Origin of the sequence: Clostridium sp. D5 (assembly GCF_000190355.1) — a bacterium.
GTDB lineage: Bacteria > Bacillota > Clostridia > Lachnospirales > Lachnospiraceae > Faecalicatena > Faecalicatena fissicatena_A.
Genome location: NZ_GL870810.1, coordinates 1 through 23845 on the forward strand (window position 1 = coordinate 1; position 23845 = coordinate 23845).

The 23845-nt window shown below is 42.5% G+C and carries 28 protein-coding genes; 25 read left to right on the plus strand and 3 right to left on the minus strand.

The window, feature by feature from the left end:
* Nucleotides 1–219 (minus strand): helix-turn-helix domain-containing protein (locus HMPREF0240_RS06435; RefSeq protein WP_035312600.1); only part of this gene is annotated, 219 nt, incomplete at its 3' end.
* Between the two features lie 304 nt (nucleotides 220–523).
* Here HMPREF0240_RS06435 and rplS point away from each other — a divergent pair.
* From rplS to HMPREF0240_RS06495, 12 genes are all read left to right on the plus strand, one after another.
* A complete protein-coding gene (gene rplS, locus HMPREF0240_RS06440; protein WP_009002633.1) occupies nucleotides 524–871 on the plus strand; it encodes a 50S ribosomal protein L19 in 348 nt (115 codons plus the stop codon).
* 109 nt (nucleotides 872–980) lie between these two features.
* Complete coding sequence (gene lepB, locus HMPREF0240_RS06445; protein ID WP_009002634.1) at nucleotides 981–1649, plus strand: signal peptidase I; 669 nt, start codon at nucleotides 981–983, stop codon at nucleotides 1647–1649.
* A 14-nt stretch (nucleotides 1650–1663) separates the two neighbouring features.
* Nucleotides 1664–2515, plus strand: a complete 852-nt coding sequence (gene ylqF / locus HMPREF0240_RS06450) for a ribosome biogenesis GTPase YlqF (protein WP_009002635.1) — start codon at nucleotides 1664–1666, stop codon at nucleotides 2513–2515.
* 33 nt (nucleotides 2516–2548) lie between these two features.
* Entirely contained in the window at nucleotides 2549–3094 is a 546-nt protein-coding gene (gene lepB, locus HMPREF0240_RS06455; protein ID WP_009002636.1) for a signal peptidase I, read from the plus strand.
* Nucleotides 3087–3851, plus strand: a complete 765-nt coding sequence (locus tag HMPREF0240_RS06460) for a ribonuclease HII (protein WP_009002637.1) — start codon at nucleotides 3087–3089, stop codon at nucleotides 3849–3851. The genes lepB (HMPREF0240_RS06455) and HMPREF0240_RS06460 overlap by 8 nt, the downstream gene beginning before the upstream one ends.
* A gap of 102 nt (nucleotides 3852–3953) precedes the next feature.
* Nucleotides 3954–4316, plus strand: coding sequence for a YraN family protein (locus HMPREF0240_RS06465; RefSeq protein ID WP_009002638.1), 363 nt, complete (start codon nucleotides 3954–3956; stop codon nucleotides 4314–4316).
* Between the two features lie 14 nt (nucleotides 4317–4330).
* On the plus strand, nucleotides 4331–5191 hold the full coding sequence (gene pgeF / locus HMPREF0240_RS06470) for a peptidoglycan editing factor PgeF (protein ID WP_009002639.1): 861 nt from the start codon (nucleotides 4331–4333) through the stop codon (nucleotides 5189–5191).
* 12 nt (nucleotides 5192–5203) lie between these two features.
* Nucleotides 5204–6094, plus strand: a complete 891-nt coding sequence (locus HMPREF0240_RS06475; protein WP_009002640.1) for a mechanosensitive ion channel domain-containing protein — start codon at nucleotides 5204–5206, stop codon at nucleotides 6092–6094.
* 13 nt (nucleotides 6095–6107) lie between these two features.
* Nucleotides 6108–7301 (plus strand): metallophosphoesterase, encoded by a 1194-nt coding sequence (locus HMPREF0240_RS06480; protein WP_009002641.1) that lies wholly within the window; start codon nucleotides 6108–6110, stop codon nucleotides 7299–7301.
* A 22-nt stretch (nucleotides 7302–7323) separates the two neighbouring features.
* Nucleotides 7324–7728 carry an SRPBCC family protein gene (locus tag HMPREF0240_RS06485; RefSeq protein WP_009002642.1) on the plus strand — a complete coding sequence of 135 codons (405 nt, stop codon included), beginning with the start codon at nucleotides 7324–7326 and terminating at the stop codon, nucleotides 7726–7728.
* Nucleotides 7729–8217: 489 nt separating this feature from the next.
* A complete protein-coding gene (locus HMPREF0240_RS06490; protein WP_009002643.1) occupies nucleotides 8218–8442 on the plus strand; it encodes a hypothetical protein in 225 nt (74 codons plus the stop codon).
* On the plus strand, nucleotides 8423–8740 hold the full coding sequence (locus HMPREF0240_RS06495) for a phage holin family protein (protein WP_347462563.1): 318 nt from the start codon (nucleotides 8423–8425) through the stop codon (nucleotides 8738–8740). The genes HMPREF0240_RS06490 and HMPREF0240_RS06495 overlap by 20 nt, the downstream gene beginning before the upstream one ends.
* 112 nt (nucleotides 8741–8852) lie before the next feature.
* On the opposite strand, the gene HMPREF0240_RS06500 is transcribed toward HMPREF0240_RS06495, so the two are convergent.
* Nucleotides 8853–9323 carry an ImmA/IrrE family metallo-endopeptidase gene (locus HMPREF0240_RS06500; RefSeq protein ID WP_009002645.1) on the minus strand — a complete coding sequence of 157 codons (471 nt, stop codon included), beginning with the start codon at nucleotides 9321–9323 and terminating at the stop codon, nucleotides 8853–8855.
* A gap of 58 nt (nucleotides 9324–9381) precedes the next feature.
* Nucleotides 9382–9696: a helix-turn-helix transcriptional regulator gene (locus tag HMPREF0240_RS24910; protein WP_242833303.1), complete on the minus strand. Its 315-nt coding sequence runs from the start codon at nucleotides 9694–9696 to the stop codon at nucleotides 9382–9384.
* A 540-nt stretch (nucleotides 9697–10236) separates the two neighbouring features.
* Between HMPREF0240_RS24910 and HMPREF0240_RS06515 the strand changes: the two genes are divergently transcribed.
* The 13 genes from HMPREF0240_RS06515 to HMPREF0240_RS23335 all read left to right on the plus strand — a co-directional run bounded on the left by HMPREF0240_RS06515 (nucleotide 10237) and on the right by HMPREF0240_RS23335 (nucleotide 23841).
* Nucleotides 10237–10446: a hypothetical protein gene (locus HMPREF0240_RS06515; protein WP_009002648.1), complete on the plus strand. Its 210-nt coding sequence runs from the start codon at nucleotides 10237–10239 to the stop codon at nucleotides 10444–10446.
* Nucleotides 10447–10469: 23 nt separating this feature from the next.
* Nucleotides 10470–10733, plus strand: a complete 264-nt coding sequence (locus HMPREF0240_RS24260) for a hypothetical protein (RefSeq protein WP_035312601.1) — start codon at nucleotides 10470–10472, stop codon at nucleotides 10731–10733.
* Nucleotides 10690–11106, plus strand: a complete 417-nt coding sequence (locus HMPREF0240_RS06525) for a sigma factor-like helix-turn-helix DNA-binding protein (RefSeq protein WP_035312602.1) — start codon at nucleotides 10690–10692, stop codon at nucleotides 11104–11106. The genes HMPREF0240_RS24260 and HMPREF0240_RS06525 overlap by 44 nt, the downstream gene beginning before the upstream one ends.
* A 54-nt stretch (nucleotides 11107–11160) precedes the next feature.
* Nucleotides 11161–11964, plus strand: coding sequence for a LysM peptidoglycan-binding domain-containing protein (locus HMPREF0240_RS25180; RefSeq protein ID WP_009002650.1), 804 nt, complete (start codon nucleotides 11161–11163; stop codon nucleotides 11962–11964).
* A 149-nt stretch (nucleotides 11965–12113) separates the two neighbouring features.
* Entirely contained in the window at nucleotides 12114–12707 is a 594-nt protein-coding gene (locus tag HMPREF0240_RS06535) for a hypothetical protein (RefSeq protein WP_009002651.1), read from the plus strand.
* A gap of 12 nt (nucleotides 12708–12719) precedes the next feature.
* Entirely contained in the window at nucleotides 12720–13544 is an 825-nt protein-coding gene (locus tag HMPREF0240_RS06540; RefSeq protein ID WP_009002652.1) for a transglutaminase domain-containing protein, read from the plus strand.
* 580 nt (nucleotides 13545–14124) lie between these two features.
* Nucleotides 14125–14403 carry a ribosomal-processing cysteine protease Prp gene (locus tag HMPREF0240_RS06545; protein WP_009002653.1) on the plus strand — a complete coding sequence of 93 codons (279 nt, stop codon included), beginning with the start codon at nucleotides 14125–14127 and terminating at the stop codon, nucleotides 14401–14403.
* 520 nt (nucleotides 14404–14923) lie between these two features.
* Nucleotides 14924–15451: a phage major tail protein, TP901-1 family gene (locus HMPREF0240_RS06550; protein ID WP_009002654.1), complete on the plus strand. Its 528-nt coding sequence runs from the start codon at nucleotides 14924–14926 to the stop codon at nucleotides 15449–15451.
* Between the two features lie 46 nt (nucleotides 15452–15497).
* On the plus strand, nucleotides 15498–15860 hold the full coding sequence (locus tag HMPREF0240_RS06555; protein WP_009002655.1) for a tail assembly chaperone: 363 nt from the start codon (nucleotides 15498–15500) through the stop codon (nucleotides 15858–15860).
* A 38-nt stretch (nucleotides 15861–15898) separates the two neighbouring features.
* Entirely contained in the window at nucleotides 15899–16234 is a 336-nt protein-coding gene (locus HMPREF0240_RS06560) for a hypothetical protein (RefSeq protein WP_009002656.1), read from the plus strand.
* Nucleotides 16221–18620 carry a hypothetical protein gene (locus tag HMPREF0240_RS06565; RefSeq protein WP_009002657.1) on the plus strand — a complete coding sequence of 800 codons (2400 nt, stop codon included), beginning with the start codon at nucleotides 16221–16223 and terminating at the stop codon, nucleotides 18618–18620. Before HMPREF0240_RS06560 ends, HMPREF0240_RS06565 begins: the two co-directional genes overlap by 14 nt.
* A complete protein-coding gene (locus tag HMPREF0240_RS06570) occupies nucleotides 18620–20143 on the plus strand; it encodes a distal tail protein Dit (protein WP_035312604.1) in 1524 nt (507 codons plus the stop codon). The genes HMPREF0240_RS06565 and HMPREF0240_RS06570 overlap by 1 nt, the downstream gene beginning before the upstream one ends.
* A complete protein-coding gene (locus tag HMPREF0240_RS23335; RefSeq protein ID WP_009002659.1) occupies nucleotides 20143–23841 on the plus strand; it encodes a phage tail spike protein in 3699 nt (1232 codons plus the stop codon). Before HMPREF0240_RS06570 ends, HMPREF0240_RS23335 begins: the two co-directional genes overlap by 1 nt.
* Nucleotides 23842–23845: the final 4 nt, after the last annotated feature.

Sequence of the window (23845 nt, forward strand, 5' to 3'; positions counted from 1 at the left end):
TGTAAGTTTCCTATGGAGTTTGATCTCCTTTCCGATCGTAGATTTATCCTTACCAAGAGTCTGTGCGATAGCGGTCTTTGTAGAACCGTTGGTAATACCGGTAAGAATGATACGTCGTTCCTGCAGCGTCAAATGGGAAAAAGCATTTTTAGGATTCATATGTATACCAGCCTTTCCGGCGGCCGTCTCATATGATAAGTGTAAGACTAAATGCAACATTTGTGGAGATGGAAGTAGGAGAAAGACTAAAATCCACTTTGCCCCCTTCAAAGTGGAAATAAACTTTTCACTTCACCACGGGAAAAAGAGATGAAAAAAGGCTTGAAACTTATATGAAAGTATGGTAAAATACAACAGTTGTGAAATGAGAAGAGATGGTCCTCTGATGCAAAAACGGACTTGCAGGTATCGGATATTTTATTGCAAAGCATCTTGCACAAGAGTGTGGTGCTGTGGGATAGAAGAGATGATATAAGCCTGTAAGCAGGTATTAAGAACGTCTAAATATTAAGGAGGTCACACAATGAACGATATTATCAGAAGTATTGAAGCAGAGCAGTTAAAAGAGAATGTACCGGAGTTTAATGTAGGTGATACAGTGAAAGTATATGCCAAGATTAAAGAGGGTAACCGTGAAAGAATCCAGGTTTTTGAGGGAACAGTCCTGAAGAAACAGGGTGGAAGCACTAGAGCTACTTTCACAGTAAGAAAGAATTCCAATGGAATCGGCGTTGAAAAGACTTGGCCGTTACACTCACCAAACGTAGAAAAAGTAGAAGTTGTTCGTAAAGGTAAAGTAAGAAGAGCAAAACTGAACTACTTAAGAGATCGTGTTGGTAAGAGAGCAAAGGTAAAAGAATTAGTAAAATAGTAACTATGAGAGGGACAAGTACAACATGTATATTGTCCCTTTTATATATTATGAAGATATTCAGTGATTTTTTACTGCGGACAGTTTCGGCAGGTTATGAGGGAAGATTATGGGTGATTTAAACTTTCGAAAAAAGCGCCGGAGACAGGCGGATCAGAAACGCAGGCGGAAAAAGAAACAGGGGCTGAAGTTTGACACCGGAAGGCCGGAACTCAGATTCCGGAGGGAAAAGACCAGGGGACAGAAGCAGAACCGGGGAGAAATTGTTAACTGGACAGTGCAGATTATCATTGTCTGTGCAATTGCCTTTATGCTGGTCTGGTTCTTTGGACAGCGGGTCAGCAACGCAGGGGACTCCATGAAGCCTGTTTTAAAAAATGGAGATGTTGTGCTCGTAAACAGGCTTGTTTACAATGCAAGTAAACCAAAACGGGGAGATATTATTGCGTTTAAGCCGAATGGTAATGAGAATACTCATTATTCGATTAAAAGGATTGTCGGGCTTCCCGGGGAAACTGTGCAGATTAAAGATGGAAAAGTCTTTATCAATGATGAAGAAGTAACGCAGCACATATATGCAGAGGATATAGAAGAGGCGGGAATCGCCGCCGAACCGCTGAAGCTGGGCGGAGATGATTATTTTGTGATGGGCGATAACCATGCAGGCAGTGATGACAGCCGGATGGCGGACATCGGTAATGTAAAACGGAGTGAAATCTACGGAAAGGTCTGGTTTGTGGCCAGTCCAGGTTCGGATTTTGGCTTTGTTAAGAGATAGAGGAGGAGTACAGGATGCATTTTCAGTGGTACCCGGGTCATATGACCAAGGCGAAACGCATGATGCAGGAAAATATAAAGCTGATTGACCTTGTAATAGAGCTGGTTGACGCCAGGATTCCGGTGAGCAGCAGGAATCCCGAGATTGATGATCTTGGAAAAAACAAGGCAAGGCTGATTCTGCTGAATAAATCGGATTTGGCGGAAGACAAATGGAATGATGCGTGGGCAGAATATTTTAAGGGGAAAGGCTATTCCGTAGTCAAGGTCAATTCCAAAAAAGGCGGAGGGATCAAGTCCATACAGGGCGTGATTCAGGAGGCCTGTAAAGAGAAGATAGAGAGAGACAGGAAACGGGGAATTCTGAACCGTCCCGTCCGGGCGATGGTAGTGGGAATTCCAAATGTGGGAAAATCTACTTTTATCAATGCGCTTGCGGGGAAGGCCTGTACAAAGACCGGCAATAAGCCTGGCGTGACTAAGGGAAAACAGTGGATCCGCCTAAATAAGAATGTGGAACTGCTGGATACCCCGGGGATACTCTGGCCCAAATTTGAGGATCAGACAGTAGGGCTTCGGCTGGCTTTTATCGGTTCTATTAAAGATGAGATTCTTAACTCTGAGGAACTGGCTATGGAATTGATTGGATTTTTAAAACAGTCTTATCCTGGAATTTTGAAGGGAAAATACCAGATTGAGGAATCTGAGGATCATTTTGAGTGTCTAAGAAATATCGCAGAGAGCAGGCACTGTCTGGTAAAGGGCAGTGAGCTGGACACAGAAAAAGCTGCCAGGCTTCTGCTGGATGATTTCCGCAACGGCAGAATTGGAAAAATAACACTTGAATTTCCTCAGGATTATGCATAATATAGAAAGAGACGCCAGAAAGAAGGTTAAGATATGGACCAGGAAAGAAGCATAATAAGAGAACTGCTTGGCTGGATCGTGTATATATTGATTATTGTAGGGCTGACCTATGTGATTATTACTTTTGTGGGGCAGCGTACACGTGTCAGCGGCTCTTCTATGGAGACGACGCTGTCGGACGGAGATAATCTGATCGTGGATAAGATCTCATTCCGTTTCAGAGAACCCAGGAGATATGAGATCATCGTATTCCCTTATCAGTATGAGGAGGATACATACTATATAAAGCGGATCATCGGACTGCCGGGCGAGACCGTGCAGGTGATGGGAGGCCGTGTGTATGTTGACGGGGAGGAACTTGATGAACATTACGGAAACGAGGAGATGCTGGATCCGGGGATTGCGGAGAATCCGATTACTTTAGGCGAGGATGAGTATTTTGTGCTGGGGGACAACCGGAACCACAGCGCAGACAGCCGTGATGCCAGTGTGGGAGTACTCCACAGAAAAGATCTGCTGGGAAGAGCGTGGATCCGTATATGGCCATTAAACAGGTTCGGAGTGATAAAACATGAGTAACAGTATCTTTGATATTAAAATAGAATTTGAAGAGGCAGAGCCCCGGGAACTATCCGGGCTGTACGAAAAATATGCCGAGGATTCCCGCAGCGGGGTACAGAGTCTGATTATAAGGTATAAGAAGAAGGAAGCAAAGCTTGAGGAAGAGCGGCTCCGCCTGGAGCAGATGAAGCGGTATGAAAAGAAGTATGATGAACATACATTTATCTGTGGAATTGATGAAGTGGGAAGAGGCCCGCTGGCCGGTCCTGTGGTAGCGGGAGCGGTGATCCTTCCAAAAGATTGCGAAATCTTATATATCAATGACTCGAAAAAGCTCTCGGCAAAAAAGAGAGAAGAACTTTATGATGAGATCATGGATAAGGCGGTGGCGACAGGGATTGGGATGGCAAGCCCCGCAAGAATAGATAAGATTAATATTCTTCAGGCTACATATGAGGCCATGCGCATCGCAGTGCAGGAGCTTAAAACTGCTCCCACGCTTTTGCTGAATGATGCGGTCACCATACCGGGAATTACACTTCCTCAGGTGCCAATCATTAAGGGAGATGCAAAAAGTGTCTCAATCGCGGCGGCAAGCATCATCGCCAAAGTGACCAGAGACAGGCTGATGTTAGAATACGACAAAATACTGCCCGGTTACGGGTTCGCAGAGAACAAGGGATATGGCTCTGCGGCTCACATCGAGGCCTTGAAAAAAATGGGACCGACACCGATTCATCGGGTATCTTTTATAAAGAACTTTGCAGCAGAATAAGATTTGTGGTGTTTTCTGGGTACAGGATGGGATGTCATACCGCAGTGTACTGGCGGTATGGCAGGTGTTGGCAATAATGTGTAATCGCAGCAGAAACAAAATATGAAACATGCAGAAAAGCAGAATAACCGGAGAACTGGTACAGACTATGAGCAGGCGGTCGGGTACTATCTGGAACAGCAGGGATATGTGATCCTGGAATATAATTACCGCTGCCGTATCGGTGAGATTGATATCATTGCGCGGGACGGAGAATATCTTGTGTTCTGTGAGGTGAAGTACCGGCAGGATGCAAGAAAGGGAAGCCCCCTGGAGGCGGTAGGCCAAAAGAAGAAGCGGGTAATTTATCAGTGTGCTTCTTATTATCTTACAGTCCATGGCCTGTCAGATATTCCGTGCAGGTTTGATGTGATCGGGATTGAAAGGGGAAGGATTATGCATATCCGGGATGCTTTCTGCGGATAACAGAAAGGGAGTATATGAGCTTAGGACTGCATTATAAGAATCAGGAAAAGATTTTTCAAGAGATAGAGACGGATACTCCATATTTGGAATATCCGTTGTTTCAAAATACGGGAATTGTGAGACATGGCTTTTCCACCAGGCTGGGGGGCGTCAGCGAAGGTTGTTACTCTTCGCTGAATTTAAGCTTTACCAGAGGGGATAAAGAAGAGTCGGTGAGGGAAAACTTCAGGCGGATCGGGGATGCTATGGGGATAAAGTGTGAAAATATGGTCTTTACCCAGCAGACCCATACTGCCAATGTCCGTGTGGTTATGGAAGCGGACAGAGGAATGGGAATTACCAGGAAAAGAAGTTATACGGACGTGGATGGGCTTGTTACAAATGTGCCCGGCATTTGTCTGGTTACTTTTTTTGCCGACTGTGTGCCTCTGTATTTTTTGGATCCGGTGAAAAAGGCGGTAGGGTTGAGCCACTCTGGATGGAGAGGAACGGTATCCAAGATTGGAAAAGTGACTGTGGAGCTGATGCAGAAAGAGTATGGATCCAATCCAGCTGATATTCTGGCAGCGGTAGGACCGTCGATCTGTCAGGACTGTTACGAAGTCAGTGAAGAGGTGATTGAACAGTTCAGACTGCATTTTAAAGAAGAATTCTGGGAAGATTTATTTTACAGGAAAGAAAACGGCAGGTATCAGCTGAACCTGTGGAGAGCGAATGAACTGATTTTTCTTGAGGCGGGGATAAAACAGGAACATATTGCGGTGACGAATCTATGTACGCACTGCAACAGTGAAAACTTATATTCCCACAGAACGGCAGGAGATAAGCGCGGGAATCTGTGCGCATTCCTTGCTCTGAGGGAAGAAACAGTATAAGGAGGCTTGAATATGATATTAGCGGCATCTGATTTAAAATCGGCCGAGGAAGTGGCAGCAGAGGTGACGGGGGAAGTGAACCGTGTGACAGAATATTTTCAGGAACATCTCCCTGCACTGATCGGATTTGGGATAAGAGTGATTCTGGCGTTTGTATTCTTTATGGTTGGCCGGGTAGTAATACGATGGATTCAAAAAATTGTTAAGCATTCACTGCAGCGGACCAGCGCAGACCAGGGCGTCGTACAATTTGTGGATTCTCTCTTAAAGTTCAGCCTGTATGCGCTGCTTATTTTTACGATCGCGACAAAGCTGGGCGTGGAATCTTCTTCTGTAGCAGCATTAATTGCTTCGGCAGGTGTTGCGGTCGGTCTGGCACTGCAGGGCAGTTTATCCAACTTTGCGGGCGGCGTATTGATTCTGCTGCTGAAACCGTTTGTGGTCGGCGATTATATTATCGAGGATACCGGGAAGAATGAAGGCACGGTAAAGGAGATTCAGATATTTTATACAAAGTTGTCCACCGTGGATAATAAGACGATTGTGATTCCAAACGGTACGCTTGCTAACAGCAGCCTGACAAATGTAACAGCCAGGCCGGAGCGGCAGCTGGATCTGAAAGTGGGCATTGCATACCATGCCGATCTGAAAAAGGCAAAAGCACTGCTGGAGGAGCTTCTGACGAAGGATGATGCGATTATGCAGGATGAGGATATCAAGGTGTTTGTGGATACTCTGGCGGACAGCGCCGTGATACTGGGCATGCGTGCATGGGTAAAAACAGACGAGTTCTGGCCCACAAAATGGCGGCTTCTGGAGGAGATTAAGCTGACTTTTGACAGAGAAGGCATTGAGATTCCATATAATCAGCTGACAGTGCATATGTACGGAGACGGAAAGTAGAGGAGCAGAGAACATGCTGGCAGTTTATTTATCCCCTGTTTATATTTTGCTGAATGTATATATGCTTGGATGGCTGCTGCGGTGGATGAAAACCTGCAGCAGCCATTTTGGCAGAAAAAGTGTCCGTATTGTTATTGTCACAGTCTATATTGTCCTCTCAACAGCAGTACTGACCGGATTTCTGCTTCCGGCGGGGACGTTGGAACGGCTGCTGAAGCTGACCGGAAATTATTGGCTGGGTGTGATGCTTTATGCATTGCCTGTGATTGCTGTGGCGGATGTGATCCGGTTGATTCTGCAGAGGGCAAAGAGGATAGGATGGTCTGAACAGGCGGGCAGGAAACGGCTTGCTGTAGCTGGCACTGTGTGTATTGCGGCAGTGGCTGTTCTATGTATTGCGGGTGCTGTGAATGCACGGATTGTCAGAACCACGGATTATGAAATTACGGTCAGGAAAGATGCGGGAGAGCTTGAGGGGCTGAATATAGTGCTGGCGGCGGATCTGCATATGGGGTACAATGTGGGCTGCAGCCAGATTGAGAAGATGGTGGACAGGATCAATGAGCAGAATCCGGATATAGTGGTGCTCGCAGGGGATATATTTGATAATGAATATGAAGCGCTGGAGGATCCCGGGCGTTTGATATCCATTTTGAAGGGGATAAAGAGTACATATGGAACTTATGCATGTTATGGGAACCATGATATAGAAGAGAAGATACTGGCAGGTTTTACATTTGGCAATAAAAAGGATAAGAAGGATAGCGATGTGCGGATGGATGCATTTCTGGAAAAAGCAGGGATTACACTGCTGCGGGATGAAGGCTTGCTGGTGGATGACAGCTTTTATCTGTACGGGCGTCCGGATATGCACCGGCCAGGCCGGGGGATCCAAAAACGGAAGACTCCGGAAGAAATTACGGAAGGAATGGACAAGCGTCTGCCTATTATCGTGATCGACCATGAACCGGCGGAACTGGATGAGCTTGCCGCCGCGGGGGTGGATGTGGATCTGTGCGGGCATACACACAATGGGCAGACATTTCCTGGTAATCTGACAATACGGCTGATGTGGGAAAATGCTTATGGGTATCTGCAGAAGGGGCAGATGCATAATATCGTTACCTCGGGGGTTGGCGTGTTCGGGCCTTATATCAGGGTGGGGACGAAGGCGGAGATTTGTGCAGTGAGAGTTAAATTTAACTGAGGGAAAGGGAAGGAGTATCAGCATGGCGATATCAAATATGAAAGTAACTTTCCAGTGTGATATTCAGAAAGTGTGGGATATAGTGACTTCACTTGAAAATTATTCATGGCGGAGTGATCTGGACAGGATTGAAGTTATAGATAAAAGCAAATTTGTGGAGTATACAAAAGAGGGATATGCCACCACCTTTACAATTACGAATACAGAGCCCTGCAGGCGCTGGGAATTTGATATGGAAAATGATAATATGAGCGGGCACTGGATCGGGGTTTTTACATATGAGAATGGAAAAACTACCATTGACTTTACGGAAGATGTTACAGCCAAGAAGCTTTTGATGAAGCCGTTTGTTAAGGCTTATCTGAAGAAACAGCAGTCTGATTATGCTGCGGATCTGGAAAAGGAATTATTATCACGGCAAGGTTAACACAATTAACCTGAACTATATGCTATTATCATTTTAGAACGATTGAAAGAATTGTTCGGATGGTATTTCTCATTCATGCGTTTCCTTTGATATGGCGCTGATTTATATTATTAGAGGAGACTTTTGGTCATGACCTTTAAAGAATGCTGCAAAATAATATTAAAAAAGTATCCTGAAACAGGGTGCTTTTTTTGTGGATAAAAATGCAGCGTCTATTCGATGTAATGAGAAATTACCGGAAATTTGAAATCCTGAACATTGCAGGGGATAGATGCACTAAATAGCAATACTGAGTTCATAAGGGCCGAATATAGGCTTACGAGACTCGGATACCAGAAACAGTTTACTTATAATGGCCGAATCCCTCATGCTTGGAATGCGGATATTAAATTTGCGATGAACGTCGCAGCACTCTCAGCAAAATATTTAAGCAGAAAGCTTGGATATGCTAAAATTTAAAATCAATATTATAACCAAAGGAGCAATTTAATGGAACCAGAGATCGCAGTTGCCATCTGCTCGCTTCTAGGTACACTGATAGGCAGCTTGACTGGAATTATGACAGCAAACAAGCTGGTTACATATCGGATTGAGCAGTTGGAGGAAAAAGTTAAGAAACATAATAACCTGGTGGAGCGTATGATAGTAGTAGAACAGTCTGCAAAGTCGGCACACCACCGGCTGGATGAGCTGTATGAAGAAAGAGAGGAATAAGTGTATGGAACAGGTTGTGAATTATGTCAAACCAGAATTACTTATTGTAGCTAATGTACTTTATTTTATCGGGATGGGGCTTAAAAGTACACAGGCTGTAAAGGATAAATATATTCCGCTGATACTGGGAGGTGTGGGAATAGTGCTCTGTGCAGTGTGGGTATTGGCAACCAGCCAGATCTCGAACAGCAAAGAGGCGGCAACGGCGGTATTTACAGCCATCACCCAGGGGATTCTTGTTGCAGGGCTCAGTAACTACTTAAATCAGATCGTAAAACAAGTTGGAAAAAAAGAATAAGTCAAAAATAAAGGTGGGTAAAATCCCCTTCTTCTATCTGCATATAATACGAAGATAGAAACAATTTTTATAACAGACCAGGAGAGCGGGACATCCGCTCTCCTCTTACAATTCACTTTACAAGTTTTCCTACACCGAAATAGGGGATAAACATAATATAATAATTATTGATTACAATCCCTTCCCCATATTTAGCAGTATAGTTGTCGATGCATTCCTGCAGGAACTGCTCGGTTACTTCCAGATATTCAGCCGTCTCATGGCAGTTGTGGCAGCCATGTTCATAAGCATCAATAAGGCCCTGCAGCCCAATGCGCTTATTATAGGCCCATAGCCTTGCCTGACGCTCCTGCTTGCGGTTCCACGCATCAGTTGGATCCAGAATATCTCCTGTTGTTGTGTGATGATGGCCTAACTCTTCTGCAATAATACAATTTTTTTCCACCGAAGTCTCCAGTTTATCTGAAAGAGCTATATTACCATCTATATATAAACCGGAAGTCTTACCCTCGAATGGAAAATCTTCATCAACGTGAATTCCATCTTCATAGGCCTCGTTTAATAATTTTTCGTATTTATTCATCTTATCAACTCCTGTTTCATCATTATACAGAAAAACATGTACAATAAACAGGACTTTACTACTTTCTTCTATTTCTTAAAAATTCGATATAAGTGGCAACGTCGTCCAGCTCATCCTGCGTCAGGTCGTCCGTATCCAGATGGGCAGCAATTGTAACTGGCTGATATTCACTTTCGCCATCCATCAGATAAGAGGTAGTTGTACTGAGTGCCCTGGAAAAAGCCACTATTTTGCTTTGGGGCAGATCGACTTTTCCGGCCTCTATTTTAGCGATCGAAGTTTTGTCGGCGTAACCTACTTTTTTTGCGAGTTCTTCCTGTGACCATCCTAATTTATTTCTCGATTTTTTTATTCTGTCATACATGGTTTCCATTATGATACCTCCGTCTATAAGAATGATATCACGGAATGGAATAAAATTCAACAATATCATGCAAATGGTTGACAGAAATTCAACTTAGATGTATGCTTGTTCTAGGTTGAATTAAAATCAACAAAAGGAGAGGGTGGGATGACTGATACGGTCGCGTTAGAGAAAGTGATGATTCGATCAAATATTTCGGTTTCGTTTATTTCCGGAACATTTGGGATCAAAAATGAAGCATTTTTACTGAAAAGGAGCAATGTTTGTGAGTTTCTGGCATCGGAAATTGTTTACATGAAACAAATGCTTAATCTTACAAATACAGAACGGGACAAAATTTTTTTAAACGAAAAGTTGAATTAAATTCAACTAACTAAATCGAAAATTTCTGAAAGCAGTAGTGAAATAATTATTAGGAGGTATACCAATGAATGATAATGAGTATTACAGAGCTTTAATCGATGCGGCAAGGTATGTGGATAAAGAAAGATATCCGAATATACGAATCATTTGTGCCATATCTGGGATTCAATATGAGGAGGGCTGAACATGTACATAAGTTTACATAACGAAAGCAAAATGCGGGTAGCTGATGAAGAAGCATTTGCTTACGCTTGTGGCAGGATCAGATACGGATGTGCGCAGGAGCAGGATACGTTTTTTCACTTGGCCCGTATTTGTGAGGATATGGAGGACTTTGCAGAGACGCTGGTGGAATGGTGGTATGCGGGAAACTGGATTTATCAGACGGAAGGTTAAAACGAAATAAGGAGAGTGGTAAAATGAAGCACAGGAGAAATCAAAAGGAAATCAGGAGGGATCGTCAGAGCCATTATGCGGGACTGGCGAATGAAAATCCGGATGCAAAAGCCGGGGATGTTTTCAGAAGGCCCGCATATCAGGCGGGCAAGCTGCTGCAGGAGCAGGGAAAGCAGCTGGAACATAAGAGTGTATCTGAGTATCTGGCTGAGAAATATGGTATGGGGAAAGGACGAGGTGCAGATGGACAAAAAGCAGTTAATCCAATATCGGGCACTTTTAAGTGAACAGCCTGTACTGGAGCAGGAGATCAGCAGGCTGTATCAACGTCTGAAATGTGTACAGGCAGAAAAGAACGCAATGAGATATAGGGACAGGCCATCTGAAAAAGAGGCAGGCCGGAATGCAGTGGTGCGAATATCAGGAGCCGCGGCAGAAATCAAACAACAGATTTTGATAAAAGAGAAAAGGCTGGAAAATACGGAAAAGGAAAGAACAGAAATAGAACAGTTTATTGCAGATATTCCCAATAGCCTGGACAGGCAGATTTTTGCACTTTGTTTTCTGGAAGGCAAGACTCAGCAGGCAGTGGGGAACACTGTAGGATACAGCAGGGGGCGCATTTCACAGATCATAAGTAAATGTTTAAATAGTCAGTAAAGAGGGCTTGGTGGAACCATAGTTAAAATAGATTCGGTAAATGGAGGAGAGAAAATGAGTATGAAAATAATTGATGTAAGTGAACACCAGGGAACCATTAACTGGGACGCGGTGAAAGGTCATATAGATGGCGCGGTAATACGCTGCGGTTACGGAGATGACACGAAGTCTCAGGATGATGTGCAATGGGCTAGAAATTCTTCGGAATGTGAACGTTTAGGGATTCCTTATGGAGCGTATCTGTACAGCTACTGTAACAGTGAAGCGCATTTAAAAAGCGAAATTGCTCATATTAAAAGGACGCTTTCTGGAAGACATTTAAGCCTTCCATTTTATATAGATATTGAGGATCCGGGACTTTCATTTTCTACATTTAAAGCAGATTATTTTATCAGGATGGGAGAGGCCGTTGAAGCGGCTGGATACTGGTTCGGTGTATATGCGAACTTAAACTGGTTTAACAACTGTATTGGCGGGAAATTGGATAGATTTACGAAATGGTGTGCTGCCTATGGAACAAATAATGGACAGCCTCAGACACGACCCAATATAGGAGAGGATATCTGGCAGTATTGCAGCGTCGGCAGTGTTCAGGGAATTTCCGGTAATGTGGATATGAATCTATGTTATAGGGATTTTCCAAAGGAAATTAAGGGCAGCAGCACGGGGAGTTCTTCTTTGAAACCGGCACCATTACAGGTTCGGCCAGAGGCATCTCAGACTTATACTGTGAAGAGCGGTGATACGCTGTCTGGGATTGCGGCTAAATACAACACTACTTATCAGAAACTGGCTCAAATAAATGGAATAAGTAATCCTGATCTGATTTATCCGGGACAGGTTCTTATAATAAGGTAAAATAATGGTCCGGGTCGACGGGGGATTAGGGAGAAGTAGAATCGGCTTAACAACTCCGAAATTTATTGAAAATTACTGGCTGTACATTAATAATTTCAAGTGCTTCGTAGTTTATTATATTTTAAATGATCAGGGAAAGGAAAAATATTATGGATGAAAATTTATTAAATGAGATTGAAAGTGATTGTTTTCATAGCATACTTACCGAAAATCAAGTAGCGGTTTTAGCAGAAGATGGTAGTGTTTTTGGAAGCGGTTTGGCGATTAGTGACCTTATGATACGGCCTGATATAAGCGCAAGAGGTACATTAGCAGTCTTCGATGACAGAGGAAACCTCCTTCAAACAGGATTAAATAATGTATCACTGTTAAATGCATCTGATTTAATAACAAATGATCACAATCCGCTTTTAGCAAAATTACAAAAAGATGGAATTATCAGGTTTACGAATGGAATGCAAATCTGTTGGGGGATAGATTCTCAAATAATTAATATCAATGAGCAAGTAGGGAGTTCTGGTATATATAGAAATAATGGAGTAATCTCTCCAATTGGATTTACACATTCTTTTAGTAATATACCTTCCGTAACTATGAGTATAAAGACTTCAAGTAGTGTATGGCTGGGCGGGATACGAGCGGCGAAAGGAGGCATTACTTCATTTCGAGTGTTATACCCTGGACTAATCAATAATATTTTAATCGAAGTTTGCTGGACAGCGATAGGAAAATGGGAAGGATAGGAGGACTATATAGTGAATGTAAAAGGTGCAATTGATTATGTCAGAGAGCAGTTGATTCAAAGAATAAATTTAGTTCCAGTCTCTATTGATACAGAGCTGAATGACATACAGACACTTGCCGGTTATATTTTTACGCAGGCTTGTTTTAACAAGGATCTTAAGGCGGAGAACGGTGATTATCTTTGGTATAATATGTCGGGTGTTGAATTTAATGGGAATTATAGTAATGGAGCAGTAACAATTACATACTGTTTTAATTATTATTCCACAAAGAACGAAGAGGAGATGGCAGAAGCTAAAGTTAATGAACTTATTGCACAACTGGGACTTAGTTCAATGGAGCGGGCGCAGCAAGTGAAAGCTTTATATAGATATTTGTCTGATAAATGCAGCTATGATAAATCACTAAAAGCGATAGTTTTTCAAAAAAAGGATGGGACATTTACGACTAAAAATATCGGTAGAAATTCAATGTATGATGTTGTTGTATCAAATAGAGCAGTATGTCAGGGGTTTAGTAATACGATGTATTATATTCTTAATAAACTTGGAACAAATACGAGGATTATTCAGGGCTATGAATGGTATAAAAATGAACTGTATACTCATGCCTGGAATTTGATTCAATTGTCCGGAAGATGGTACAATACTTGTTTAACTGCTGCTGTTCATTACTTACATGATGAAGCAGCAGGGGCTGGAATGGATGATTGGCTGTTAAAGAACGATGCTGATTTATGCAGGAATCCGGTTAAATATATCCGTCTAATGAATTTTGAAAAGAAATCATTCATTTCTGGACATCCAATGGCTAATGGAAGTTTTAATTTTGAATAACTATTCAACTGTATTGAACCATGGAAGTATTGGTGTATGCTATGATTAAGAGAAGACACAGGATTTATGAAGAAAGTTGAAACTATTACATCATAAAAAGGAGTGACCGGGATTATATCCCGGTCATGAAAAAGTTATGAAAAAGAGAATTTATATAAAAAGGTTTTGTGTCCTTTGATATTTATTACTATACGGTATAAATGTGAGAGACCTGTGATGAAGTATTTAACAATTTGTGTATGTATTTTGAATGAATTATGAAGGATCTGATAAGTTGAGTTGTAAGTTTAATGGGCGACTGACAGAATCTTCTGAAAAATAACAAGTATTAAAAATGTTTTTCATACATAGAGACACGTCTGACATTCAGGATAATGAAGCCAGGGACTTCTGCCAAGATCAAAAAAACAATTTGAAGGATTAACACATTTAACACCAGTAGTATGCTATTTTATAGATATAGCAATACAAACGAGAAGCATCCCTGAAGGGGTGCTTTTTGTATACTGAAATAAAATTCAGCATTTGCTGGACGAAAGTTAAAAAGATATTTCTGAGGAGGGATAAAACATTGATTAAAGTGAAAGCCCGCAAGGGCCAGATAACAGTTAACGGCCACGCCGGTTATGCAGCATCGGGCAGTGATATTGTATGCGCTGGGGTTTCTGTTTTATTTCAGGCGATGCTGAGGGCGGTTCAGGATGTGGCTGCCGACCATATAACTTTTAAAATAGCCCCGGGAGAAGCTGAGATGACATATGATAAATTATCCGAAACGGGTATGGCTATGGTTGATTCCTTTTTCACTGGTATCGTCATGATGGCTGAAGAATATCCGGAATATGTCCGAATTATATAATGTTGAAGTAACAGATCCGATAGCTGGATCTTTTATTTTGTCTTTTTCTTTTGCAGACATTAAAGAACAATGGAATTGGTGAAGGACAGTTTACTGAAAATTGACCTCAATTGAAAGAGGAAAGCCGTAAAAAGTAATATGGCAATACGAATAAGGCAGTTTACTGGAAAACCAGAGCATTAAAAGGGCTTATGATAAATGTGTCCTTACAGAACAGGGGGAATGGACTATGCTTGTATAAAATAGCAGGGGGTATCACACGTCACTAGCTGAAAATGCGACTTCCGGAGACATATCCCGGTTATACCAAAACAGAGAAGCATTTTCAAAAAAGAGCGTACAGTATTGTACAGACTGTGTGCATCTAACAATGCATGACACAGGAAGGCAAATATGCCGAAAATGACATGCCTCTTAAAATGCACGGATCAGAGAAGCATGGATACAAAACAACATAAGAAGCGAATGCCATGACATCATGGAACAAAAGCTTCAATTTAATTAACGGAGGTAAAAAAGAATGAGAAAAATGAATTTACAGTTATTTGCAGAAGCTATTCAGGGGAAAAAGTTAGTATACCTTTATCGTATTAAAAAAGATGCCGCAGCAGAAGGTGGTACACTTCTGGCTTTCACAACAGAGAATGGACGTACCAAAAGCAAGGAAACCGAGACCACAGCAACGAAGGATGGTTCCATCAGAACACCTGGTACTACAGAAGTGGAAGTAACAGCAACAAGTATCCTGTCAAAAGGCGATGTAATGATCGATAAACTGGAAGATGCGATGGACAATGATGAAGTTATCGAGATCTGGGAGGCAAACCTTGCTGAACCTGCAAAGGAAGGCGAGGACAAGTTCAAAGGCATGTACTTCCAGGGATTTCTGACCAGTTTTGAAAAGACATCCTCTGCTGAGGCATTTGTAGAATGTTCCCTCACTTTTGGAATCAACGGCAACGGAAAACGCGGAGACGTATCCGTTTCTCAGGAGCAGCAGGAAGTAGCTGATTATGTATTTACAGATACACCGAAAACAGGAGTTTAAGAGAGCGGGGCTATCCCCTCTCTTTTTTCGTTAAGGAGGAAGAAAGATGTTATTGAATATAAAAAATAAAGAAGTGGACATACATTTTGGCATTAAATTTATCCGCGAGCTGGATAAATCAAACTATTTCGTAAAAGACGGAACAAAATTTGGTGCAGGCCTGGAACTGAAGGTTCCCATGCTTTTTACGTTTGATACAGTTGCTTTATCGGAAATCATTTATGCCGGTACCTGTATGGAAAAAAGCAGGCCAGCCATCAACGATATAGACGAATATATTGAAAACTGTGAAGATCTGAACGGCTTATTTGACGAGGTGCTCAGTGAACTAAAAAAGGGAAATGCTACCAGACTGAAAATGGAACAGCTGGAGATAAGTCTGGGTCTGGCAGAGCAGAAAAGGAAGTAAATGCCAGTTCTTCGGAAGAAACTTATGAAGAAATTATATTGAACTGTCTGCGTTTTCTTGAGATCAATGATCTGGAAGAAATTGACCGCATGACTTTCTATGAATATGAGCTCAGAATGAAGGCCTGCCGCCTGAAAAGGGTGGATGAGGAGTATAGGATATATCTCCAGGCCTGGGTGAATAGAGAAGTAAAAGCAGAGAGAAAAAAGGGGAAGGGAAGAACAGAACCTGTGTATAAGAGGTTTGACAGCTTCTTTGATTATGAAAAAAGGCTGGAGGAAGCCAGAGGAAACTCTGTCGAGAAACGGCCTGTTTCAAGTACTGCGGGCAGGTATATAGAATTTCTGGAAAGGAGGAAGAATGGAGAATTATAATACGGAGGCAGTAATAAGCGCAAGAGACAATGGGTTTACCAGTACTATTGATAGTGTGCTTAGCAGCCTTAAAAATTTAGAAGGAGCATCAGGGTCTGCTGTAAAGTCTGTTGAATCCTGTGCGGACGCTATAGCCGGGATGATGGACAGTGTAGCAGGAACTGGTGACCTACAGGCTTTGTGCAGTGCGATGAAATCGTTTGGCAGTGTAACAAAAACAGCATTCGATCAGGTTATGAATTTGTCAGGGAAAATGTCATCAGTTCTTGAAATGCCAAAAACAATTGCCAGTTCCATGTCCAAAGCGAAAGAGCTTGCTTCAGAGGCAGGAGAAGCTCCTAAAAGTGCTGCTAAAAATATGGCAAATTTGAAAAAAAGTATATCGGATTTGTATAAAGGCTCTAAGCTTGACAACAAGGTTCATAATATTGGTGTGACTGCAAAAGGCATGCATATGATGTACAAAAATAAAAAGAGAAGTGAAGCTTTCGAAAGTGATTCGGCCAAGGGGAGATTTTCAGGCGATGGTCCGATTGCCGTGAGAGCTTTAGACCAGGTCCGTAATAAAGTAAGTGAAATAACCCCAATGGTAAAGAAGATTGGACCCGTATTTCAGTCAGCATCTAAAGTGGGGTTATCTGCCATGTCCGGCATGGCTTCCGGTATATCTTCTGTCATGGGCGTAGGGTTGAAGGCAATAGGTCCCGCAGCAGTAGCGGGAGTGGCACTTGCTGGTCTCGGTGTACTGCAGGGCCAATTTGGAGAACAGATAAATGGTTTGCTGCAGATCGCCGTAGAACAGGGACCACAGATTATTCAAAGCTTAGTAGACGGCATTGTAAATAGCCTTCCGGCATTTATGGAGGCAGGGAGCGGTCTGCTGGTAAATCTTTTGGATGCCATAACTGTTAATCTGCCGGTTGTCATGCAAGGTGGCCTGCAGATCATAGCTGCATTGATACAAGGGTTAATCGCTAATCTGCCGCAGATTGTACCAGCAGCACTAAACCTGCTTACAACTTTTGCAACTTCGATTATTCAGTTTATTCCTCAGCTGATTGGACTTGGTTTACAGCTGCTTATGGGGCTGCTCCAGGGACTGATGAGCGGAGATATCATTGGTTCTGTTATGACAATTTTGGCCACACTCATCAATACGATTGTATCAAGTCTGCCAACGTTGATCCAAATGGGGCTTCAGTTAATTGCAGCGCTAATTATGGGAATTGTAAATAACCTGCCGCAGATTATTGAGTCAGGCATACAGTTGATTCTCATGCTGATTACCGGGATTGGCTCTATGTTGCCACAGATTCTGGCAGCAGGCTGGGAGATTATTAAATCTCTGGGGATGGGGCTTGTACAGGCAATTCCTGAAATTTTAACATCGGTGATTGAGGGAATTAAAAACCTTTTCAGTGGTTTATGGGACTTTATAACGGGAAAAAATGAAGAGGGTGTTGCCGGTACAGCAGAGAGCATGCAGCAGATGACAGATGGCATGAAGAACACTACATTTGACGCAAGTGCAACTGTGCAGACGGAGTTTGTAAATATGAGTACTCAGGGATCGGCCAGTGCAGCTGGATTAAGTAACAGTGTATTTGATCTAGGCAATACTATACAGAACGTTCCGGTAGATAGACTAGTTGAAGCTGAAGCATCATGTGGTGAATCGGTTGCCGCGATTGAAAATAATATTTCTGATGGAATGAACAGAATTACAGACAGTGCAACAAATGCTATGGTACTATTTGGGCAAGTTCTACAGGCCGGTATGGCTAATGCACAGAATCTTGCTATATCTGGGATGAACAGCATTATTAATGCCCTAATGAGTATGGTGCCAAGCATGCAAGTGGTAGGAGCATTTGCCATGTCAGGTCTGGCCAATGGGATTTACAACAGTGCACAGTTGGTCTACGCCGCCGCCAGGGAAGTTGCTAACGGAATAGCTCAGATAATGAATGATGCATTAGAAGTCGGTTCCCCATCAAAAGTAACTACTAAAATTGGAGAATACGCAGGGATAGGCCCGGCAATCGGTATGCTGAATATGCTGCCAAAGGTAGAAAAGGCAAGTGCACGGCTTGCAGATGCAATGCAGCCGGTTGTCACATCTGATTTCCTGGGAGCGGGAAGTTACGGATCTGGATCCGGAAGGATCTCTGTAGGCACGGATGGGCAGACTATGACCAACGCATATCTAAGGATGGTTCTTAATGATATTAGGGAAGCTGTCTGCGAACAGGGCAACAAGACCTATGTCTTTGAAGCACCACTGAATCTGGAAGGTAAACAGATTGCCAAGGCAAGCGCCGTGTATACTCAGGAAGAAATCAACAGAAAAGAGAAGCTTTTAAAACGGATGGGAGGCTATAGATAATGTATGACTTTATAGATATTATGGAAGTTCAAGACAGTCCCAGCCTTCCGGCCGAGGCAATGAGCATTAATGGTGTATACCTTGAAAATGAAGTGGAGGGTTACCGCACCTTGTATGTAACCGGGCGCGAACTGCCGGAGGCTGAAATTGAAGAACAGCAAATTGGAAAAGCGGACGGTACAGAATACCAGAGCAAAAGATTCGTACCAAGAGTGATAACGGTAACATATCAGCTTGTGGGGAATACTCCGGAAGAGTTCAGAGAAAGATTTAACAGGCTGAACCGGATTTTGAATCAGGAGGAGGCAAAGATTGTCTTTCGTGATGAGCCGGATAAGTATTTTATTGGAACTAAAAGTGCAGGTGATGAGATCCCTGGCGGAGCATTGAATGTGACTGGAAGTTTTCAGTTTTACTGTACGAATCCATATAAATATGCCGCAACTGAGAAAACATTTCAGGCATCAGCAGGAAGTAATGGTGTATTAGAGGCTACGATTGTGAATGATGGAGCGGGGGCGGTTTCCATAAATTACGGAATAACTCACAACCATGAAAATGGATACATTGGTATTGTATCAGATCTGGGAGTACTTCAGTTTGGAGATGCAGACGAGGTTGACAAAGAAATACGGCAGAAATCACAGAGATTGATTGACTATAAGACCGCAGCAGATTTTTCGGCGATGACAGACGGCCAGGGTGTTATGGCTGAGAATTTTCCTAAAAATGGAACTTTTAAGACAACTACAATTAATGGCAAACAGTGGTTGGGGCTGGATAATGTGGGAACCGGAAATAAATGGCATGGGGCCTGTAAAAAAGTTACGATTCCAGCAGATTCAGGCGGGGCATCCGGCGCCGTTAACTTTACTGCGCGGGCACAAGTTTGGTTTCAGACTGCCAGAGTAAAAGAAACCGGATTGCTACAGCTTACAATTGGAGATACCGATGGAAAGCATTTGGCGTCTATCCACATATTTAAATCTAATATTGTGGCAAATGAGGCAGTATATGTTATGCATATAAATACAAAAGAAAGAAAAAGAGTATCTTATACGCCAAACAGCAAATCCAGCTCAAGTGCAGATAAAGGTTCCATATACATTAAAAAGATGGGAGCAAAGTTTGAGTTTTATTGTAATGGCATAAAACATAGTTTCCAGATGCCCGAGATGAAAGATAAGAAAGCTTTGACACTAACTGTTTTTCTGGGGCAATTTGGAACATGCGGTGCGGAGAATCTGGTAAACAGGATGTATTTTAACAGCGTTTCATTTCAAAAAGATAATGTAAATTATTGGTACAATATTCCTAACAGATATGCGCAGGGTAGTTTTGCATATGTGGACGGAAATAAAACAAAATTTTATGTTGATGGAGTGGAAAGCCTGGGAGATGAGATTGTTGGCAGCAAGTATTTTCTTGCCCCGCCGGGGGAAATGAAAGTACAGTTTTACTGTTCGGAATTCTGTTCCCCGAAACCTACAATATATGCAAAGATAAGGGAGGCATTTTTATAGTGGACAATATTAGAATTGCAGTATTGAGCGCATACGATAACGTATGCGCTTTTATAGACAATGAAGCACCGGAAGGAATGCACTACTATGATGATGAACTGCATATGTATCTGGAAGGCGCAGCGAGTACCTATACATTCAAAACCAATGCAGATCATCCGGATTCCCTGTATTTAGTTGAGGGGAATAAGCTGGCCTTCCGATATCGCAATAAGGACTATTATTTTAATATTATGCGTGTGGTGCAGGATGAATATGAGATTGAAATTGAGGCATATTCACTTGTATTTGAGCTGCTCAATGAGGAAAAAGGTCCATACAATGCAGAAAAAGCGATGACATTTGCAGAATATCTGAAGGCTTTCAACTATGAGCAGACCGTTACTCTTGGGATAAACGAAATAACGGATGAATCAATTAAAAATGAGTGGACGGGTACAGAAACTATTCTGGCACGGTTCTATTCCCTGGCAGATGTATTCAATGCAGAAATTGAATTTGTACCTCGGCTTAACAAAGATTATTCATTAAACAGGATTATAGCAAATGTATATCGGAAGCATTCTGATACGGATCAGGGAATGGGCACTGACCGGACCGACATGATACTGCGGTATGGAAAGAATGTAAAAGGGGTTACGAAAACCAGCGATATAACAGAGCTGTATACTGCGATACGGGCAACCGGCAAGGATGGCCTTACCGTTATGGGGTTAGATAAAACGGAACTGGATGCAAAGGGAGAGGTAGAATTTATAAGCCCTAAAAACAATGGCAATATCTATGCAGTACAGGCCAGAGACCGTTTTCCCTCTAATTTAATGATGAATGAAAACGAGCGGTATATAGCTAAAATATGGGAGTGCGATGCTGAAAACGCCAATACTCTGTATGAGGAGGCGCTTAAGGAACTGAAAACGTATTGCGTGCCTCAGGTTCAGTACGAAGTGGATGGATATTTTGATACGGATATTGGCGATACTATTACGATTGCAGACGACGAGTATAATCCGCCACTGTATCTGCAGGCAAGAGTTACGGAACAGTCCAGGAGTTTTTCTGATCCTTCTATCAGCAAGACTACATTTAGTAATTTCAAAGAATTACAAAGCCAAATAGATCCAAGGTTATTGAAAAAGATGAATACTAGGATTGCAGCAAATAAAGTATATTCCTGCTCTATTATAACGGACAATGGTATAACCTTTAAAAATGGCCAGGGGGAAACAACGCTTATGGCTTCTGTGATGGATAATGGTGAAGATATAACTGCGGATGTGAAGATAAAGTGGTATAAAGACAATCTCGCCGTCGGTACGGGTTCCTCTTTACCTGTAAAAGCCACGGATGTATCCGGAAAAGCAGTGTTTAGATTTGAGGCACTGGAGGGTACGAAAATCCGCGGAACGTATGAAGCTACTGTTACGAATATTGTTGATGGTACAGACGGTCAGCAGGGACCATCTGGAGAAAAAGGAAATCAGGGTGATATGGGGCCGCAGGGCCCTAAGGGTGAAAAGGGGGAGCAGGGGATGCCTGGTCCATCTGGAATTCCGGGAACATCCTCATATTTTCATGTGAAATACAGCCCGGTTTTAAATCCAACTGCGTCACAAATGACCGAAATTTCAGACAAATATATTGGTACATATGTTGATTTCAAAGAGGAAGATTCAAATGATCCTGGGGATTATAAATGGCAGCAGCTGACAGGGGCACAGGGGCCTCAGGGAGACCGGGGGATTTCCGGGGAAAATGGACAGGATGGAAATACATCTTATCTGCACATTAAATATTCTAATGACGGTGGAGCAACATTTACTGAGAACGGCGGCGAAACAGCGGGAAGCTGGCTGGGAATCTATGTAGACCTTTATCAGCCTGATTCAGCAGATCCCAAAACGTACATATGGAAGAAAATAGAAGGTGATATGGGCGTTAAGGGGGATCAGGGAGAAACCGGAATCGGAATAGAAGAAAGAAAAACATACTATCTGGTTTCTTCTCAGAATACCGGGATAACGATAAACAGTGCCGGATGGCAAAGTTCAATACCAATGCTGACGGAAATCAACAAATATCTTTGGATATATGAAGAGTATATTTATACGGATAAAAGCAGTGACAATACCACACCGAGAGTAACAGGAGTTTATGGAAACAAAGGTGATAAAGGTGACAAGGGCGATACGGGTATCCAGGGCGAACGGGGGCTGCAGGGACTGCAGGGTCCAAAGGGTGAGCAGGGGATACAGGGGGTAAAAGGTGCAGACGGAACGAACAACTATACGCATATCGCATATGCAAACAGTGCGGATGGAAATACAGACTTTTCCGTATCTGACAGCAACCGGACGTATATCGGAATGTATGTAGATAACACAGCCACAGACAGTACAATTCCTTCCCAATATGCGTGGACCAAGATAAAAGGTGCGGACGGTGCGCAGGGAACTCCGGGAAAAGCAGGTGCGGATGGAAAAACACCTTACCTGCATATAGCGTATGCAAACAGTGAAGATGGAAAGACTGGATTTTCCGTATCCGACAGTACAAATAAGTTGTACATTGGACAGTATACAGATTATGTATCCGCAGACAGTGCGGATTCTACAAAATACTCCTGGACAAAGATGAAAGGCGAAACCGGAGCAACAGGACCTCAGGGGCCGCAGGGATCGCAGGGGCTTCCGGGGCTGAAAGGAGCGGATGGGAAAGCGTATTATACCTGGTTAAAATACGCAGATACACCGACAACTGGTATGAGTGATAATCCTTCAGGAAAATCGTATATAGGACTGGCCTACAATAAAACAACAGACATAGAAAGTACCAGTTACAGTGACTATGCCTGGTCATTGGTCAAGGGTGCCAAAGGTGATCAGGGAGTGGCGGGAGGCAAAGGTGCAGACGGTAAAACGTATTTTACATGGATAAAATATGCCACAAGCGCAGCGGGAGCTAATATGTCAGATGAACCGGCCGGAAAGACGTATATCGGTCTTGCTTACAATAAAACGACGTCTGTAGAAAGCACAAATGCATCTGATTATACATGGTCTTTAATCAAAGGTGAAAAAGGAGATAAGGGCGATGATGCCGCAATAATTAGTGCAACCGAACCATCAGATAAAACGAGGCTCTGGTGTGATACATCTAAAGAGCTGCCTCTGATTAAGCGCTATAACGATATTACGGGCAAATGGGAAATAGTAAACGATCAGACGAATAATATTTGGGATCTTACGCAAAGCACCAATATATCATTTGAAAAAACGTTTGATGCTATAGAATCAGTGGTGGGGCAGCAAACTTCTTTAAAGAGCGATCTTGACGAACTGATAGAAGATGTAAAAACCCAGTTTAAGCAGACAAAAGAGTCCTTTGAGTTCAATTTTGGGCAGCTTACAACAAATTTGGATGAATTAGCTTCGGGGACAGATGTAAGTTTTAATGAATTGAAAAAGCACATACGTTTTCTTGACGGAGAAATTATAATTGGTATAGAGGGAAACCCTTTGACATTGAAAATGAAAAATGACAGAATATCATTTTTAGAAAATGAGAATGAAGTTGCGTATATTAGTAACAGGCGAATGTACATTAATGATGCCGAGATTTTATCATCTCTTATACTTGGTAATTTTGCTTTTTCTCCACGTGAAAATGGTAACCTGTCATTCGGAAAAGTGAGGTGATTAT